Raw genomic sequence first — 16,644 nt, forward strand, 5'->3', positions numbered from 1 at the left:
ACACATGTATAAACCATACAAATTAAGCTAAATTTGTATGGTTTTGTTTTTCTATATTAAAATCTATGCGAAAGCCCAATAAAAAAACCATTGCTATCATGTGAAGGATTTCTCTCTATCCCCTTTGTATTTCCATTTGAAATATGCAAATGACGGATTCCTAATAAAATCGCAATAGAATGTGTGTAATAAATCTCAGTTCCAATACCATACTTGGTTGTTCCGTTCCAGTTGGTTCCTAATCGATTATCCTGATCCGTTGGTTGTGGAAACTGATCAAACAGATAAATAAATCCACCCCCGGATTCAAAATACATTTTCCATTTCTCTTTTGAAACTGGATAGAATCGTGCAAAAGGTCGGATGGCTAAACCTGTTGTTGTGTTAACCTTATCTCTGGGTAAATAAATATCAAACTCTACTCCTATTGCCAGCCATTTACGGAGCATGAAAACTATTCCGGTATTATTCTGTGGCATAAAGGTATAAGGATACTTATATCCCCAGGAAAATCCAGTCTCATTGTAGACAGATATTCGATGTGTCTGTGTAGTGTCTTTTTTTGTTACTAACAGACATATACCAACAGCTACAGAGGGCAGTATAAACCCCATAGAAGTATGGAGTTTAACAGGTTCAAATCCCAACGGGTTAGTATACCACTTGTCTCCCTCCCAATATTGTGCTTTAGCAGAGTTCAAACAGAAAATAAATACCATCAGTAGATAAATATATAGTCTTTTCATAGTCGTAAATTTTCCTGCCAACTTATGAAAATACCTATACCTATACATCAAGCAAATACCTGAAACAGGCAAAAGACTTTCCCAAACGGGCAATATATCAGGAATACCTAATTCCATTACTATTGCAGCTAAACCGAATACGATTTCAATTATATGCTTATTCCCGACAAAGGTCTGTTTTTGCAAAAAAATATTACCTTGTTACAAGAAATATAGTTAACACACCACAAACATCAACCATTTGACGATATGACTTCTGAAGAGCTTAAAAATCTGCAGGCTCCTTTAAAAGAAAAATACAGAGAACAACCCGATGTGGCGATGATCACGCTCAAAGCCCAAGGTGTAATTGGTGAAGGTATTTCATGTAAAGTAGAGACAGGTAAAGCCCTAGTTGAAGCTGGTCTTCATCCGGCCACAGGTGGAACTGGTTTGCTGGCCTGTTCGGGAGATATGTTGCTAGAGGCATTGGTTGCCTGTGCAGGAGTAACTCTTCGGGCAGTAGCAACAGCCATTGGTGTCGAGATAAAAGGAGGCGCAATTAAAGCAGAAGGAGATCTGGATTTTCGTGGTACACTGGGCGTGTCCAAAGAGGCATCTGTAGGATTTAAGGCTATTCGTCTTTCTTTTGACCTAGATGCTGAACTATCTACAGAGCAGCTGCAAAGTCTTGAGAAATTAACAGAAAGATACTGCGTTGTATATCAGACGCTGGTTAAAGGCGTACCTGTCGCAACTTCCTTTGTAAGATGATCTGAGCTCCTCCACTGTAAGCTGTTATAGATGCTAAAACACCCACTATTGCTACCTGGCCAATAATAGAGTATGCTTTACACAGTTTTACAATACTTCCCATTGTTGTCCTACCATGCCTCTCTGTTAACAGGATATTATAATCATCAGGCATAAATCAGCAAAATACCTGAGGCTGAAAATCAACCTGAAGATGGCGAGCATTTGACAGAAAACAGTCCAATAATTGGATAAAGTATGGCAGGAATGGGCCAATACACATCAGGTATATCCTAAACCAAAAAGTAAATAAGATTTCTAATAAAATACCACAACAAAAAACGACTTTCTCCTCTACTTCTCACCAATGGAAAAATAGAAGAGAAAGTCGTTTAAAACACTGCTCTGGCCTATTTCAATGAAACCTTTACAGTTTCACCTTCACTTTCTATAGTGATAAACTTTTCAAGTCGGTCAGAATGCTCTACATTATAGTATTGTCTTGTATAATAATCCGTCCGTCCATACCCATCATATCCCGATCCCTGATATACATTGGCACTGGTTGTATGATGCCAGTCCAGAATAGCCTGAATAAAATATTTCCCAGGTTTCATCTGCTTAAACGTAAACCGTCCGTATTCATCTGTATTGGTAGCCAAACCATATCTGGCAGCAGCATCCGAAAGGTATACACGGGTTTTCTTTCCTTCTTTCTTGTTGCGTAAGTTATACCACTCCTCAAAATAAGGAGTTACCGGATATAAGACTACCCGAATATTAGCCCCATATATTCTTTTTGCCAAGGGAGCCTTATAACCAAGATTAGTTTTAGGCTTGGTAAAGGCCACTCCCTGAATAGTAGACTTCCCAATGGCTAAAGCGGATTTGGCCTGTAAACTATCAAAGGGACCAGAAGGATAAATAACATTGACTTTATTTTTATTGGCAATCCGGTTGGCTCTATCTACCGGGTTGCACCCCATAATCAGGATGCATCCCCAAATAAACACACAGAAAAACTTCATAGCAGAAACAGATAAGGTTTACTTAATCAGCATATCCGTACCGATCATGCTTATTTTACCTGTGATCTGTAGTGTTTCATTGGTAGTCGTATTTTTTCTAACAGTCACATTATCATTGGCAACATCCAGCGAAATAGTCAGTTTGTTGTTTATGATAACTACCCGTTCGCCTGCAACTTTCTCTGTAGGTTTAGTCTGTTTGCTTAATGTTATGTCATACAGGCCATCCTGATGGGATGTCACCTTTCCGGTATATTCACGTTCAAATCCCGGATCTCCTGTAATTTTCACAGTAGCATCAGATCCGTTGGTCGATACAGATACTTCGGCATTATAAATATATCCTAGCTGAGTTTGGGGATCATCTACGACCTGTATGTTTCCTACAAAAGTACCTAAGCTTGAATTGCCGGGAGCAGGATCATTACTATTCTTTTTGCAGGCAGAGAATGAGATAGCTAAAACAAAAAGAAATAATCTAAAGGTGCTCGTTTTCATATAAATGGTTTGTACTAATGGATTGAAAAAAGAGTATTCTGTATAGTTTGTGTGCTCATTTTGCAACACATAATTTGAGGAGTTTGCAATCGTGATATTTCACGACACATTGATATGTGCAAAATTAGAGAGGGTTCTACAGGGTGTCAATACCATGAAAATGCGTTTTTTTTCTACTGGTTTCCTGGTATTTTTTCTAAAGTTCAACTACATTTTCCGAATCGGTTAGCTACTTTTATGTGTTTAAGTATGCAGCTTACTCAATGACTATGAGTAAGCAATAGACGTCAACCACTTGTTTTGATTATGTTTAAAAAGCTTTTCCTTCTTGTTATATATAGTGTTATATCCTTTCAGGTCTTTTCTCAGATAGTTTATTCATTGGGTGATGAAAAAGCCTATATCTCTCAGTTGGAACAACAAACCCAGCAAGCCCAATCAGATAGTATGCGGGCAGCCGCATACTTTAGACTTTCGCTGTTTTACAGACGAATCAACGATCTTCAGAAAGCTAATGATGCCTATCAGCAGGGAGCTCGTTTGGGTCAGAAGTATCCGTTTCTAAAAGCAGCCTCTTCTTATTATCAGACCATTTCCCAGTTTGCCACTACGGATATCTTCACTCTTGAAAAAAATATACGGAAGGCAGACTCTCTATTGCAACCATTTAAGAATGCAGAAGCGTATAAACTGAGAGGAGTACTATGGCATAGCTATGGTATTATACAACAGATTAAAGGAGATGAAAAAGGGGCTATGGATGCCTTTGTCAACAAAGCTGTCCCTTATAGTCAGCAATCAGGCGATGGGATAGTCCTGGGGAAAGCCTACAAAGGTGTTGGTATTATATTTATGAATCTTGACCAACGCGAAAAGGCAGCCTCTTATTTGCTCCAATCCGTCCAGTCAGAAGAAAAAGCTCCATCGGATAATCCTTTGCGACAAGTAGAACTGGTCGAAACATATATCACCGCAGGTGAAAACTATGTATACCTCAAACAATACAAAGCAGCCAAAGAAGTACTTAACAAAGCTCAGTCAATTTTAAAAAACTATCCTACGTCCAATCTCTATCTAATCTATTATTATGCAGAAGGTATCTATTTTGATCGCCTCAATCAACACCAGCAAGCAATCGATAGTTTTGATAAAGGTATTACTCTGGCAAAGAATCTGTCAGCAGTACATGCACTCAACCGGCTTTTCCATGCAAAATACAAAGCTTTGTCCAATCAGAAGGAATATAAAAAAGCGGTTCTTGTATTGAATGAACTAATAGAAAACCCTGCATTGCTTATTCAGGACAAAAAACTGTATTACAAGGAAATGTATACTACCTATGCCCAACTGAATGACACCCGACAGGCCTATCAGTGGGCAAAACAATACATTACCCTCAGCGACAGCCTCTACGAGACCAAATTTCAAAAAGACATCGTCGAACTGGAGACTAAATACAAAAACGCCGAGAATGAGAAGAAAATAGCTGTACTTCAGGCTGCCAAAGAAAAATCGGCTCTCGAATCAAAGAATCAACGTCTTTTAACAGGATTGCTGGGTGCGTCTAGTCTGGTACTACTTAGTACAGCCTTATTTGCTTTAGTTCTATACCGCAACAGCCGTAAACTATCCCAACAGAAAGAACTAAACTACCAGCAACAATTAAAAGAAACAAAGCAAACACAACAAATCCAGCTAACACAAGCTCTTATGCAGGGTGAGGAAAAAGAACGGAAACGACTAGCTACTGATCTGCATGATGGCCTGGGAGGCATGCTGGCAGGTATAAAGATAAATTTATCCCGCATTGCGAGTAATGATAGTCATTCAGGATCAGAACTAGACAAGATATTAAATCAACTGGATGTGTCTACCAATGAATTACGTCGGATAGCCCGAAATATGATGCCTGAATCATTATTGCAGCTAGGTTTGGAATCTGCTCTTCGGGATATGTGTGACTCAATGAGTACAGATAAAACGCAGATCTCTTTTGAAGCCTTCGACATTGACACGAAATTGCCCAAAGAAACTCAGGTTAATATTTATCGTATTGTACAGGAACTACTCACCAATGCAATTAAGCATGCCAACGCATCTGAAATCATTGTACAATGTAGCCAGAATGAATCCATATTTTTCATTACACTGGAAGATAACGGACAAGGATTTGACCCTGTCGCCAAGGGACAGAAATCCGGAATTGGCCTTACCAATATTCAAAACAGAGTAGAATACCTAAAAGGTAAATTAGACATATCTTCTACACTGTCAGAAGGCACTACCATAAATATTGAATTTGATGTTGCATACTAATTCAACACTTACCATTGCAATCATAGATGATCATCCTATAGTCATTGAAGGGCTACAAAAAATACTGATTCGGGATCTGCCCATACAGGAAATTCAGGAGTATCACCTGGGAGGGGATTTCATCACTTATCTGAAAAATACCGACAAAAAAATTGATCTGGTTTTACTGGATATTACCTTACCGGATATCAGTGGTGTTGAACTTTGTCGGGAAATCAAAAATATATCGACAGAGACCTATGTATTGGGCTTCAGCAACCACAATGACAGAAGTCTGGTGATGCAGATGCTTGCGCATGGTGCCAGTGGCTTTGTAGTAAAAAATGCCTCTGCCTCTGAACTTATAACCTGCATCACAGAAGCTTTGAATGGACAAATTACCTTTAGCGAAGAAATCCAGAAGATCATTGCCAAGCCGTCTGCCAGTCAACTCAAAAGTATCCCACCTCTTACCAAACGTGAAAAACAGATTCTTCAAATGATTTCAGATGGAAAAACAAGCCCTGAGATGGCAGACGAACTTCAGTTGAGTCTCTTTACAATAGAGACCCACCGAAGAAATCTGATGCAGAAATTTGAGGCCAAGAATACCGCTTTGTTAATCAAGGCTGCTATACAATTACATTTAATTTAAGAGCTGTCTTTAACTAATGAACACTCATTCTATAAAAGAAAAACTTAAAGCAGCTATTTTTAAGTTCAGATTTTATTTTCCAATCTATCGTTCCAAACCTTCCTATACTACAGGTATGCAACCTAACACCATTCGCTGGGGTATTCTCGGATGTGGCAAAATCGCCCGCAAGTTTGCCTCTGATCTGCAATTTGTGAACAATGCACAACTTATTGCTGTCGCCTCACGTAGCCAGTCAACAGCAGATGCTTTTGCAAGAGAGTTTCCAGCCAAATACAAACACAATTCCTATGAAGCCCTGGTTCAGAATCCGGAAGTGGATGTGATATACATTGCTACACCTCATGTATATCACTATGAACACACCCTACTCTGCCTCAATCATAGTAAGGCTGTACTTTGTGAAAAACCCTTTGCGATTAATAACCATCAGGTAAAAGAAATGATTGCTCTGGCTCAGGACAAGAAAGTTTTTCTGATGGAAGCTTTATGGACCAAATTTCTCCCCCACTTTCAAAAACTAAATCAGATCATTGCAGAGGGGCAAATCGGTGAAATACGTTCTGTTATTGCCGATTTTGGATTTCTGCCTCCTTACAATCCGGAAGGACGCCTGTTTGATCCCAATCTGGGTGGTGGTTCACTACTGGATATTGGTATTTATCCTGTATTTCTGGCACTCTCTCTGTTAGGCAAACCTCAGTCTATCCAGGCAATTATGACACCTGCTCCTACTGGTGTAGACGAACAATGTGCCATCACCTTCGTGCATGACAATCATACGATCTCTCAACTTTTCTCTACCCTGGCCTCTTTCACAGGTACGGAGGCTGTCATTCATGGTAGTAAAGGCCGCATCCGACTTACTTCCAGATTTTATGCCACAACAGCAACCTTACAGTTTTATCTGGATACTCCGAGCTCTCAGAAAGAGCTATTTAATCAGAAAATAGATGGATTCGGGTATCAGTATGAAGCACAACATGTAGTAGACTGCCTTCAGAAAGGGCTTACAGAAAGTCCAATTATGACTTTTGCAGATTCCATTCTCCTCATTGAGACACTTGACGAAATTCGCCGCATGGCAGGAATAAAGTACCATTGGGATGCATAAAGAGCTAAGAACTCTTTTATTGGTATCTGAACAAACCACTTTCAAAAACATAGGGCAAATAAGGATTGGGACATGATTTGTTTCGCAGAAAAGTAAATTTCAGTTCGTTTTTTCACAAAAATTACTATTTTTGGAGACAAGCCATACCTTTTACCTAACCAAACAACCTTATCCTGATGAAAAACCTTTTACTTGGTCTTTTATTTTTATCCTGTGCTGCCATCGCACAAAAGAAACAGCCAACAGACGAGGAACTTCGGCAAAAAGCAGATCAGATAGCTCACAAATACATTTTGACAGATGGACACGTAGATCTCCCCTACCGCCTGAAAGTAAAGCAGTTCAAACTGGAACGTGAATACATGGGAATCCCCATAGAAACTAAAGAAGGGGATTTCGACTATGTACGTGCAAAAAAAGGAGGTTTGTCTGCCCCTTTTATGTCTATCTACATCCCTTCCAGCTACCAGAAGACAGGTAATGAAAAAGTGCTGGCCGATTCATTAATTGATATGATACAGGCTATCATCAAAGCCCATCCGGATAAATTTGCGGAAGGCCGTACTCCACAACAGGTTGACGAAAACTTTAAGAAAGGTCTCATTTCTCTTCCAATGGGTATGGAAAATGGTGCTCCTATTCTGGAATTGAAAGATGTGAAATATTATTATGACAAAGGAATCCGTTACATTACCCTTACTCACGGTAAAGATAATCATATCTGTGATTCATCGTATGATAGTACCTATACATGGAAAGGACTAAGTCCTTATGGTAAGGATGTGGTAAAGGAAATGAACCGTGTGGGTATCATGGTAGATATTTCACACGTTTCGGATGATTCTTTTTATCAGGCTATTGAATTATCTAAAGTCCCCTGTATCGCTTCACACTCTTCCTGTCGATTCTATACACCTGGTTTCAAACGAAACATGTCAGATGACATGATCAAAGCCCTGGCAAAAAAGGGAGGTGTGATTCAAATCAACTTCGGCACTTCGTTTCTGGATGAAAAAGCCAGATTGGACGTAGACGAGAAACGCAAAAAGCTACAGGCTATTCTGACTGAAAAGAATCTAAAATTCAGTGATGAAGCAGCCAAACCAGTAATAGAAGAATTCCGCAAACAGAACCCAACGCTGTATGCGGATGTTGAGAAGGTAGCCGACCATATCGAACACGTCATCAAGGTAGCCGGTGTGGATTATGTAGGTATTGGTTCTGACTATGATGGTGTCGGTGATTCACTTCCGACAGGGCTGAAAGATGTATCCCAGTATCCTAACCTGATTTATGTGTTGCTCAAACGAGGCTACACAGAAAAAGATATTGCTAAAATTATGTATCAGAATGTATGGCGTGTATGGAAAAAAGTACAGGCTGGTGCTGAAAAATCCTGATTATCTGATAGTATCTCTCACCTCCTGATGTTGTCAATCGCATCAGGAGGTATGTAAAGTATACAAACCAACTACAATTATTACATGAAACAGGAACTCTTTGCCTTTTTTGAAAAATATCATCTCCAAACCAGACGTAAGGTAATGATCTTACTTAGCCTGGCAGTCATTGCCTCCTTACTTGCAACTGGAATCATCCTTGCTAAAGGCCTGGATAATGCATTATCTACCCCCCATCTCTTTATTGCTATAGTACTGGATGTGGTCTTTATAGGTTTTCTGCTCTTTAAGACCAAACAAATATCTGCCAATATCAAACGTATCAAAGAAGTTCTGCACCAAAATACATATGCGGTAAAGACCATTCAGCTTTACAGAAAAGGAAAAAAAGATAGCTATGAGGGAATCTCATACTACATGAAAATCAGCATTATAGATACATTTGGCTCCATGATTGAATACTATCTGGATGAATTTCATCAGAATGAGCACTTGTTTAATGAAGGTATTTCTGTTTTTTCCCAAGCCTATCCGGAAGTAAAGATCATGCACTTTGCAGATTAAATAACATGTTCTGGAACACTAAATCACGTATAGATTATTTCCTTATTCCTTATGAGAGGCATATCATTTATACAAAGTTATCTCCTGAAGAAATGGAGAAGCGATTTTATGACAAGACTACTGCTCCAACGCCATCCATGTTTACCCATATAGCATATACAATACAAGAAGACTATGAAGGTGAGTTTTATACCAATGGTTTCTATATGCAAGCAATAAGTAGGGGAAGAAATCAGCCGCTTTTGGTATTTTCAGGAAAAATACAGGAATATCAAAACCAGACAAAGATTATTCTTACTATTGAATTTCAACCACTTGCCAAAATTATATTTTATCTATTCTTCTTTGGTTTGACTTTTCTTTTTATGGCTGCTACCATATCTGCCATCAAAAATGGTGGAGAAGGCTGGAAAGCAGCTATAGGGATAGGATTTATTAATATAGTTCTAGTCTTAATATTCAAAACGTCAAGTTCTATTGGGCTGTCTGATATCAAAAAATTGTTTGAGGCGGAAAAACTACCTGAAAAACAGAATCCACAATAATACCTTTACAACACTTTGTTTTTGATTTTATACAACTGCCGCCATGTACCCATTCAAAAAATTCTTATCTATTCTCTCAGGTGTACTACTTGCCGGTTCAGCTCTCTCCCAAACAAATTATCCAACCATTGGCAAAGTAGTACGCATAGACCCCAAACTTGACAATCTGCTTGGCAAAGAAGCAAAAATAGAAGTACTGGCTTCCGGATTTGTCTGGACAGAAGGACCTGTCTGGGTAAAAGAAGGAAGTTACCTATTATTTAATGATATTCCACCCAATACACTCTTTAAATGGAAAGAAGAGGAAGGCATTACTTCTTTTCTGAAACCCTCTGGCTATACAGGAATAGGCCGATATAGCAATGAACCTGGCAGCAATGGATTAATCCTCAATCAAAAAGGAGAACTTATTGCTTGTGAACATGGAGACCGACGGGTTTCTCTCATGCCTCTTTCTGGTGGGGGTAAACGGACTCTGGCAGATAACTATCAGGGTAAACGATTTAATAGTCCCAATGACGTAGTTCAGAAGTCGGATGGCAGCTATTACTTTACAGATCCTCCCTATGGATTGCCTCAGCAGGAAAATGACCCATCGCGTGAGACATCTATCTGTGGTGTATACAGAATCTCACCAGATGGGAAGGTAAGTTTATTGATTTCTGATCTGACCCGACCTAACGGCCTTGCTTTTTCACCTGATGAAAAGATATTGTATGTAGCCCAGTCTGATCCACAGAAAGCTATTATTATGGCCTATCCTGTCCTTAAAGACGGCAATCTGGGTAAAGGCAAACTATTCTTTGATGCCACAGCCAATGTTAGTACCATGAAAGGTCTTCCGGATGGCTTAAAAGTAGACAGAAATGGGAATCTATTTGCTACAGGCCCAGGAGGAGTAATGGTACTGAGCCCTGAAGGTACATTGCTGGGACGCATTGATACAGGTGAAGCCACCGCTAACTGTGCCTTTGGTGATGATGGCTCTACACTCTACATCACAGCCGATATGTATTTGTGTCGGATTAAAACAAAAACAAAAGGAGTAGGATTTTAAACCATACTAAAAAATAAAGTTCCTACACAATCACAAAAGTTAGTATAGGGACTTTATTTCAAATATCTTTAACTCCTGAGCTTATCAATCCTACTTAGTGTCTTTCTTCGGGTCAGGGGCAACTACCTCTTTTACATCTTCTACGATTTCTTCTACTTCTTCTTTTACTGCCTCTACAGCTTCTACAATTACAGTTTGTACTTTCAGGTGTTCTTCAGGCACTTCTCCCAACAAGAATCCCCATGCTTCCATACCTGGAATATTGTCAAAAATAACCTTAAACATAGCAGTAAACGGAATAGCCAGGATCATTCCGGGAGCGCCCCATAATAATCCACCCATAATCAGAGCAATTACTGTTGCCAGGGAATTGACACTTACTTTCGAACCCACAATACGGGGAGTAATAAAATTACCTTCCAGAAACTGTACAACAGTAAACACAGCAGATACACCTACTGCGTACCAGAGAGAGTCTTTGGTCAGAATAGCCATTAAAATAGGTAATATCGAACCTATCACAATACCTATATAAGGAATCACATTAAGAAGAGCTGCCAGAATACCGAAAAACAAGGCGTGTTGTATACCTAGAATTAATAATCCCAGGGTATTCAAGGTAGCAATGATAGACATCACAAACACTAACCCTACCAGATAGTTACGCACCACATCGCGCACCTTGATGAGTATATACAGAATATGCGTTTCTGAAGCAGACGAAAAAAGACGATCCAGAAACTTTCTGAGAAAGTTTCTATAGTATAATAGAAAGAAAATATATACAGGCACCAGTCCTAGATTAGTAAAGGCATTGGACACAACAGATAAAAGGTTTCCTACAATTTGTCCGCTGGAATCGGTGAGCATCTGTGCATTTTTCTCGAGCCAGTCGGCCTGCTCTTTTTTTCGAACACCAAATTCTGTACGTACCCAGATTTGCGCATCATTAAAAAGTTTGAGAAACTTCTTTTGCAGATCAGGTAAGATATCCGCAAAATCTGTAAGCTGAACTACTATGCCCATGAGTATTCCAACTACCACAATCACCAGTAAAATCAAACACAGTGTAATTGCCAGTACACGTGGCACCCTCCAGGTTTCCAGCCGGACACACAACGGATGAAGCAGTAAAGCAAATAAAAGTGAGAAGCAAATTGGAATCAGCATTCCTGACATTTGGACCAAAAAAATCCACAATAAGGCAATGCTAATGAGTATAAAAGTAATCTTAGCATAGATTGGAAGCTGCACTGCGCGAGGGTTCTCCATAAAAATTGTTCAGACAGACAATAAAAAGTTAAATGCAAAGTTGTTAATTCGCTTTGATAAATACAGCAGAAACTGTTTGAAATAGGTGTAAAATAAAAAATACCTGATTCTCATTGTCTCTTTTATTGAAAAATTTAATCATTTCTGCAAGTGAGTTTTAAATCCGAAAAAATGCTGAAATATAAAGTTATTTCGCTCTTATTATCTCTTAAAGTTTTACTTTGCAACTGTCACTATGAAAAGCGCGAAAGTGGTTTTGAAACTGGCACCCGTAATTATAAAGTTACAAAAATAGGCCAGCTTCCTGAAATAATCAGCGAAAGTTCCGGACTTGCCACCGATAGTATTCCTACAGTACTCTGGACACATAATGACGGAGGATCTCCAGCCGATATTTTTCAGGTCACCGATAAAGGGAAACTTCTGCAAAAAATCCGACTGAAAGGTATTCATAATCATGACTGGGAAGACATAACAATTGATAAACAAGGCAGCATTTACATCGGAGATTTTGGCAATAATAACAATCGACGGAAAAACCTGGCCATTTTTAAAGTAAACCCACGACATCCGGAAAAAATAGACAGTATTCGCTTCTCGTATGAAGATCAGACAGCTTTCCCTCCTGCTCCAGAAGATCGGAACTTTGACTGTGAAGCGTTTTTCTGGCATGCAGACAGCCTGTATCTGTTCTCCAAAAACCGAGGGAATAGAATTGAGAAAATGTATGTACTACCTGCTACACCCGGAAATCATATTGCCAGGATACGAAGCACTGTCAAAATAAAGAGTATGGTAACTGCAGCTGATATGAATCCTTCTGGTACTCAGATGGCATTATTAACCTATGGAAAGGTATTTGTTTTTAACATTAAAAATCCGAATAACTTCTTTCAGGAGCCGTATGAATGTATTAAACTAGCCAGGAGCCAGGCTGAAGCACTCACCTACATTAATGATACCGATTTTATCATTAGCAACGAACAGGGATCTATGTATCGGGTGGAACGGAAAAAGAAATAGCCTTATAGGATAAAAACTGTCACCTGTCAATTTTTTAACACCAGTCATCCTTTATACATAGCACATATCCCCTTTTATCGATAAGAATTCAATAAAAAGTTCTAACTTTTCCGAAAGCCACCAGAAGGCATTGATTTTGTAGTTATACTGTTTTTACAGCCTATACATGAAAGAAATCCGCAAAATTATAGAGCTTTATCAGCAAATCGATTTTTCACAACGCAAAGTAGCTCTGGCCACTGTAGTTCGGGTAGAAGGGTCTTCTTATCGTCGGCCAGGTGCAAAAATGTTAATTACAGACGACGGACGATGGGTTGGAGCAATTAGTGGAGGCTGTCTGGAAGGAGATGCACTTCGCAAAGCCCGTCAGGTTATGCTCGATGGTAAACCGATGATGGTTACCTATGATACAATGAATGACGATGCAAATAGCCTTGGTGTCGGATTAGGCTGCAATGGTATCATTGATGTTTTTATTGAACCTATTGATCCGGATTATTTCCAAAAACACTCTCTCTATTTTTGGAAACAATGTGCCACTAACCGGACTGCATTTATTGAAATCAAGGTAGTTAAAGCTCAAGAATCCTATACAGGTATTCGACACCTTATTCTGACAGATTCTGATTCTGACCCAGGCTTTATTAACTTTCCGGAAGAGGAACAACTTCGTCAGGCTATGAATCAAACCTGGCAATCCGGAAAATCACAGTTACTTACTTACGCATCTGACACGATAGAGGTATTTATCGAATCCATACAACCTGAAATTCAGCTAATCATCTTTGGGGGTGGTTATGATGTTCCTCCACTGGTGGAAATGGCAAAAGTACTGGGGTGGCATGTCACTGTTACAGAAGACTGTATTGCCCATGTAGCCCCCAAACGTTTTCCGGGTGCTGATGCAGTTTTACTTGTTGACAGAAATAACATTCTGTCCGAATTGTCTTTTACAGAACGGACAGCAGCGGTATTGATGTCACATGGATACAAGTACGATAAAGCTATTCTGGAACAGTTACTTATATCGAATGTAGGTTACATAGGTGTGTTAGGACCACGTAAACGATATGAAAAAATGCTTGGAGAGTGGGAAGAAACAGATAAAACATTTGATGACAACCGACTCACTGAAGTTCATAGTCCGATAGGGCTTGAAATAGGTGCAGAAACACCCGATGAGATAGCTTTAGCAATTGTATCAGAAATACAGGCACACTTCCATAATAAGTCAGGTACTCCTCTTCGTTTTAAACAAGGGCCTATCCATGAAAGAATTCTAAATGGTTAATTACAAAAAATGTTTTGATCTGTATTTATTTTTATATCTTCCTGAAAATAAAGCTACCATCTACCTTATGTAGCCCAACCGCTCTCAGCCATTATAATCATGATAGGAATCTTACTTTTAGCCGCAGGTGCTTCTACCCGATTAGGACAGCCCAAACAACTTCTTCAGTTTCAGGGACAATCACTAATTGAGCGTAGCATTCAAACGATCCTTGCCCTTGATGTTACAGAACGTGTAGTTGTATTGGGAGCCCATGCCAATGAGATTTCCTCAGAAATAGCCTCTCTACCCATTGAAACAATTATTAATCACAATTGGGATGAAGGAATGGCATCGTCCATACGTATGGGAGTTAACTATATGCTGCAAAAGAAACCCAATCTGGAAGCGATAGTCCTTATGTTGTGTGATCAGCCTTTTGTTACTCCTGACCTACTCAATCAATTAATTCAAATTTATGAACAAACGGCCGCTCCTATTGTGGCTTCATCGTATCAGGATGTTTTAGGAGTCCCTGCATTGTTTGCTCATGGTACTTTTTATAAACTACTTGCTCTAAAGGGAGATAAAGGTGCCCGCTCCATTATTCCGGATTATCAGGAATTACTTCAGTTTGTATCCTTTCCCAAAGGAGGCATAGACATTGACACCATCGAAGACTACGAAAAATGGCTGGTTGCACCTCAGCAAAGTCCTGGAATTTATTAATTTTTCCTCATCTCCTGTTCTCTTTCTCAGATAATTTTATCTGGAAAAGTTTACAGGATACATTCTGATATGATGTAATCCTTTAACTTGCAGCCAGAAAATATTCAGGATTTCATCGTTTATGAAAAAATATATACTCTGGCTATGGATACTGGGCACAGCCTGTACCTCATCCCCTCAAACAACCGAAGATAACTCAACTACACAGGATACCATAGTCACAACAATAGACACAGTATCCTCAACACCGACAGACTCAGAAACTGACAAAAGTCTGGGATATCGTGCTGAGCTGGACGGAGATTTTGATGGAGACGGCCAAAAAGAAAAGCTGCAGGAGCATTATGTAAGTCGTACTACAGGACAGGAGCTAAGCAAAAAATATCCTGAAATCGAATTTGATAGCCTTGTTGGCCTTGTCATCAGCAGACATCCCAAAGTATATTTATCATCTACCAATTCTGCAATCAAAGATCTATCTATTTCTGATCACGACCAATTATTTGGTATTACGCAACTGATCAATGAAGGTGATTTGAATGGAGATGGCACAGATGAAATTTCCTACATTATTGACTATGCAGACTACTCCAACGTGAACCGATTCTATATCTATACATACAAAGATAGTGAGTGGAAAGAGATAGCGAACTTTGAGATACGTGAATGGCAACTGGAAGATCAGAAACCATTGTTCACCAAAAATCCGGATGGTACCATTACAGCCAAAACATTTGATGAGGAGGCTAACGAAGTAGAAAAAAAAATTCAGTTAAAATAGAGTTTAGGACAAATTAGAACACACTCGTAGTAATAGCGATTAAAATACCTCATACATTGACAAACGAAAACCCTATTGGCATTTTTGATTCAGGCATTGGTGGACTTACGGTAGCACAGGCTGTAACAAAAGCCCTGCCGCATGAATCCATCGTCTATTTTGGTGATACTGCCCACCTTCCATATGGAGATAAATCTGCAGCGGCTATCCAAGCATATTCTGTAAAAATTTGCGATGTATTGCTAAAGCAGAACTGTAAAATGATATTGATTGCCTGTAATTCTGCATCAGCTGCAGCATACGAATTAGTCAAAGAATATGTAGGCAGTAAAGCTAAAGTACTAAATGTAATTGATCCGGTTGTGCAATATGCAGGCCAGCAGTTTGCAGGTCAGACTATTGGTCTGATTGGGACTAAACAAACTGTTTTTTCAAAAGTATATGAGAAGAAGATCAAGGCATTGAAAAAGAAGGTAACTCTCAAGTCCCTGGCTACTCCTTTACTGGCTCCCATGATAGAAGAAGGTTTTTTCAATAACACCATTAGTTACAGTGTCATTGAAAAATATCTGCAGGATTCACACCTGAATGATATTCAGGCTCTGATACTAGGTTGTACCCATTATCCTCTTATAAAAAAAGAAATAGAGCAGTTTTACAAGAATAGTATACAAATCATTGATACGTCAGAAATTGTAGCAGAAGCTGTAAAAGAATCTCTGCGTACAGAAAACTTACTATCTGCCAGTACAGCCAAAGCTACTCAGCATTTTTTTGTTTCAGATTACACCCAGTCTTTTGAAGCATCTACCCGAATCTTTTTCAATAAGAAAGTACACCTGGAACAATACAAGTTATGGGAGTAATATAGTAGGGTATCACACTCGGGTATCTTTGCATCCTTCAACAGGAATATAATACAACCTATAATCTTT

The 16,644-nt window shown here is 39.2% G+C and carries 17 protein-coding genes; 13 read left to right on the plus strand and 4 right to left on the minus strand.

Annotated features, from left to right (window positions below; all coding sequences use genetic code 11):
* Positions 1–56: 56 nt before the first annotated feature.
* Entirely contained in the window at positions 57–746 is a 690-nt protein-coding gene (locus QNI22_RS05365; protein WP_314509596.1) for an acyloxyacyl hydrolase, read from the minus strand.
* A 249-nt stretch (positions 747–995) separates the two neighbouring features.
* On the opposite strand from QNI22_RS05365, the gene QNI22_RS05370 reads away from it, so the two are divergent.
* The gene (locus tag QNI22_RS05370; protein ID WP_314000630.1) at positions 996–1,499 is read left to right on the plus strand and encodes an OsmC family protein; all 504 of its coding nucleotides are present in this window, start codon (positions 996–998) and stop codon (positions 1,497–1,499) included.
* A gap of 389 nt (positions 1,500–1,888) precedes the next feature.
* Here QNI22_RS05370 and QNI22_RS05375 read toward each other — a convergent pair whose 3' ends face one another.
* Together QNI22_RS05375 and QNI22_RS05380 are read right to left on the minus strand one after the other, a co-directional pair.
* Entirely contained in the window at positions 1,889–2,506 is a 618-nt protein-coding gene (locus QNI22_RS05375; protein WP_314509597.1) for a hypothetical protein, read from the minus strand.
* Positions 2,507–2,524: 18 nt separating this feature from the next.
* Positions 2,525–3,004, minus strand: a complete 480-nt coding sequence (locus QNI22_RS05380; protein WP_314509598.1) for a hypothetical protein — start codon at positions 3,002–3,004, stop codon at positions 2,525–2,527.
* 306 nt (positions 3,005–3,310) lie between these two features.
* Here QNI22_RS05380 and QNI22_RS05385 point away from each other — a divergent pair, with 306 nt between their 5' ends.
* The 7 genes from QNI22_RS05385 to QNI22_RS05415 all read left to right on the plus strand — a co-directional run bounded on the left by QNI22_RS05385 (position 3,311) and on the right by QNI22_RS05415 (position 10,634).
* Positions 3,311–5,320: a tetratricopeptide repeat-containing sensor histidine kinase gene (locus QNI22_RS05385; RefSeq protein WP_314509599.1), complete on the plus strand. Its 2,010-nt coding sequence runs from the start codon at positions 3,311–3,313 to the stop codon at positions 5,318–5,320.
* On the plus strand, positions 5,307–5,954 hold the full coding sequence (locus QNI22_RS05390) for a response regulator transcription factor (protein WP_314509600.1): 648 nt from the start codon (positions 5,307–5,309) through the stop codon (positions 5,952–5,954). Before QNI22_RS05385 ends, QNI22_RS05390 begins: the two co-directional genes overlap by 14 nt.
* Before the next feature lie 16 nt (positions 5,955–5,970).
* Positions 5,971–7,068 (plus strand): Gfo/Idh/MocA family protein, encoded by a 1,098-nt coding sequence (locus QNI22_RS05395; RefSeq protein WP_314509601.1) that lies wholly within the window; start codon positions 5,971–5,973, stop codon positions 7,066–7,068.
* Positions 7,069–7,244: 176 nt separating this feature from the next.
* Positions 7,245–8,468: a dipeptidase gene (locus QNI22_RS05400; RefSeq protein ID WP_314000643.1), complete on the plus strand. Its 1,224-nt coding sequence runs from the start codon at positions 7,245–7,247 to the stop codon at positions 8,466–8,468.
* Between the two features lie 84 nt (positions 8,469–8,552).
* A complete protein-coding gene (locus QNI22_RS05405) occupies positions 8,553–9,032 on the plus strand; it encodes a hypothetical protein (protein ID WP_314509602.1) in 480 nt (159 codons plus the stop codon).
* A gap of 5 nt (positions 9,033–9,037) precedes the next feature.
* Positions 9,038–9,577, plus strand: coding sequence for a hypothetical protein (locus QNI22_RS05410; RefSeq protein ID WP_314509603.1), 540 nt, complete (start codon positions 9,038–9,040; stop codon positions 9,575–9,577).
* Between the two features lie 43 nt (positions 9,578–9,620).
* On the plus strand, positions 9,621–10,634 hold the full coding sequence (locus tag QNI22_RS05415) for an SMP-30/gluconolactonase/LRE family protein (protein ID WP_314509604.1): 1,014 nt from the start codon (positions 9,621–9,623) through the stop codon (positions 10,632–10,634).
* A gap of 90 nt (positions 10,635–10,724) precedes the next feature.
* On the opposite strand, the gene QNI22_RS05420 is transcribed toward QNI22_RS05415, so the two are convergent.
* The gene (locus tag QNI22_RS05420; protein WP_314509605.1) at positions 10,725–11,906 is read right to left on the minus strand and encodes an AI-2E family transporter; all 1,182 of its coding nucleotides are present in this window, start codon (positions 11,904–11,906) and stop codon (positions 10,725–10,727) included.
* A 171-nt stretch (positions 11,907–12,077) separates the two neighbouring features.
* On the opposite strand from QNI22_RS05420, the gene QNI22_RS05425 reads away from it, so the two are divergent.
* The 5 genes from QNI22_RS05425 (at position 12,078) to murI (ending at position 16,575) form a co-directional block, all read left to right on the plus strand.
* Entirely contained in the window at positions 12,078–12,929 is an 852-nt protein-coding gene (locus QNI22_RS05425; RefSeq protein ID WP_314509606.1) for an SdiA-regulated domain-containing protein, read from the plus strand.
* Between the two features lie 166 nt (positions 12,930–13,095).
* Positions 13,096–14,220: an XdhC family protein gene (locus QNI22_RS05430; protein WP_314509607.1), complete on the plus strand. Its 1,125-nt coding sequence runs from the start codon at positions 13,096–13,098 to the stop codon at positions 14,218–14,220.
* A gap of 99 nt (positions 14,221–14,319) precedes the next feature.
* Positions 14,320–14,928 carry a nucleotidyltransferase family protein gene (locus QNI22_RS05435; RefSeq protein WP_314509608.1) on the plus strand — a complete coding sequence of 203 codons (609 nt, stop codon included), beginning with the start codon at positions 14,320–14,322 and terminating at the stop codon, positions 14,926–14,928.
* Positions 14,929–15,049: 121 nt separating this feature from the next.
* The gene (locus QNI22_RS05440) at positions 15,050–15,709 is read left to right on the plus strand and encodes a hypothetical protein (protein WP_314509609.1); all 660 of its coding nucleotides are present in this window, start codon (positions 15,050–15,052) and stop codon (positions 15,707–15,709) included.
* Positions 15,710–15,765: 56 nt separating this feature from the next.
* The gene (murI, locus tag QNI22_RS05445; RefSeq protein ID WP_314509610.1) at positions 15,766–16,575 is read left to right on the plus strand and encodes a glutamate racemase; all 810 of its coding nucleotides are present in this window, start codon (positions 15,766–15,768) and stop codon (positions 16,573–16,575) included.
* Positions 16,576–16,644: the final 69 nt, after the last annotated feature.

Origin of the sequence: Xanthocytophaga agilis, assembly GCF_030068605.1 — a bacterium.
GTDB classification, from domain to species: Bacteria; Bacteroidota; Bacteroidia; order Cytophagales; family 172606-1; genus Xanthocytophaga; species Xanthocytophaga agilis.

Excerpts from the sequence above, each read along its gene's own strand:
- QNI22_RS05375 (WP_314509597.1), bottom strand. The coding sequence starts at position 2,506 with ATGAAGTTTTTCTGTGTGTTTATTTGGGGATGCATCCTGATTATGGGG.
- QNI22_RS05385 (WP_314509599.1), top strand. The coding sequence starts at position 3,311 with ATGTTTAAAAAGCTTTTCCTTCTTGTTATATATAGTGTTATATCCTTT.
- QNI22_RS05435 (WP_314509608.1), top strand. The coding sequence starts at position 14,320 with ATGATAGGAATCTTACTTTTAGCCGCAGGTGCTTCTACCCGATTAGGA.
- QNI22_RS05400 (WP_314000643.1), top strand. The coding sequence starts at position 7,245 with ATGAAAAACCTTTTACTTGGTCTTTTATTTTTATCCTGTGCTGCCATC.
- QNI22_RS05410 (WP_314509603.1), top strand. The coding sequence starts at position 9,038 with ATGTTCTGGAACACTAAATCACGTATAGATTATTTCCTTATTCCTTAT.
- QNI22_RS05395 (WP_314509601.1), top strand. The coding sequence starts at position 5,971 with ATGAACACTCATTCTATAAAAGAAAAACTTAAAGCAGCTATTTTTAAG.
- QNI22_RS05440 (WP_314509609.1), top strand. The coding sequence starts at position 15,050 with ATGAAAAAATATATACTCTGGCTATGGATACTGGGCACAGCCTGTACC.
- QNI22_RS05390 (WP_314509600.1), top strand. The coding sequence starts at position 5,307 with ATGTTGCATACTAATTCAACACTTACCATTGCAATCATAGATGATCAT.
- QNI22_RS05405 (WP_314509602.1), top strand. The coding sequence starts at position 8,553 with ATGAAACAGGAACTCTTTGCCTTTTTTGAAAAATATCATCTCCAAACC.
- QNI22_RS05380 (WP_314509598.1), bottom strand. The coding sequence starts at position 3,004 with ATGAAAACGAGCACCTTTAGATTATTTCTTTTTGTTTTAGCTATCTCA.
- QNI22_RS05415 (WP_314509604.1), top strand. The coding sequence starts at position 9,621 with ATGTACCCATTCAAAAAATTCTTATCTATTCTCTCAGGTGTACTACTT.
- QNI22_RS05425 (WP_314509606.1), top strand. The coding sequence starts at position 12,078 with ATGCTGAAATATAAAGTTATTTCGCTCTTATTATCTCTTAAAGTTTTA.
- QNI22_RS05420 (WP_314509605.1), bottom strand. The coding sequence starts at position 11,906 with ATGGAGAACCCTCGCGCAGTGCAGCTTCCAATCTATGCTAAGATTACT.
- QNI22_RS05430 (WP_314509607.1), top strand. The coding sequence starts at position 13,096 with ATGAAAGAAATCCGCAAAATTATAGAGCTTTATCAGCAAATCGATTTT.
- QNI22_RS05370 (WP_314000630.1), top strand. The coding sequence starts at position 996 with ATGACTTCTGAAGAGCTTAAAAATCTGCAGGCTCCTTTAAAAGAAAAA.
- QNI22_RS05365 (WP_314509596.1), bottom strand. The coding sequence starts at position 746 with ATGAAAAGACTATATATTTATCTACTGATGGTATTTATTTTCTGTTTG.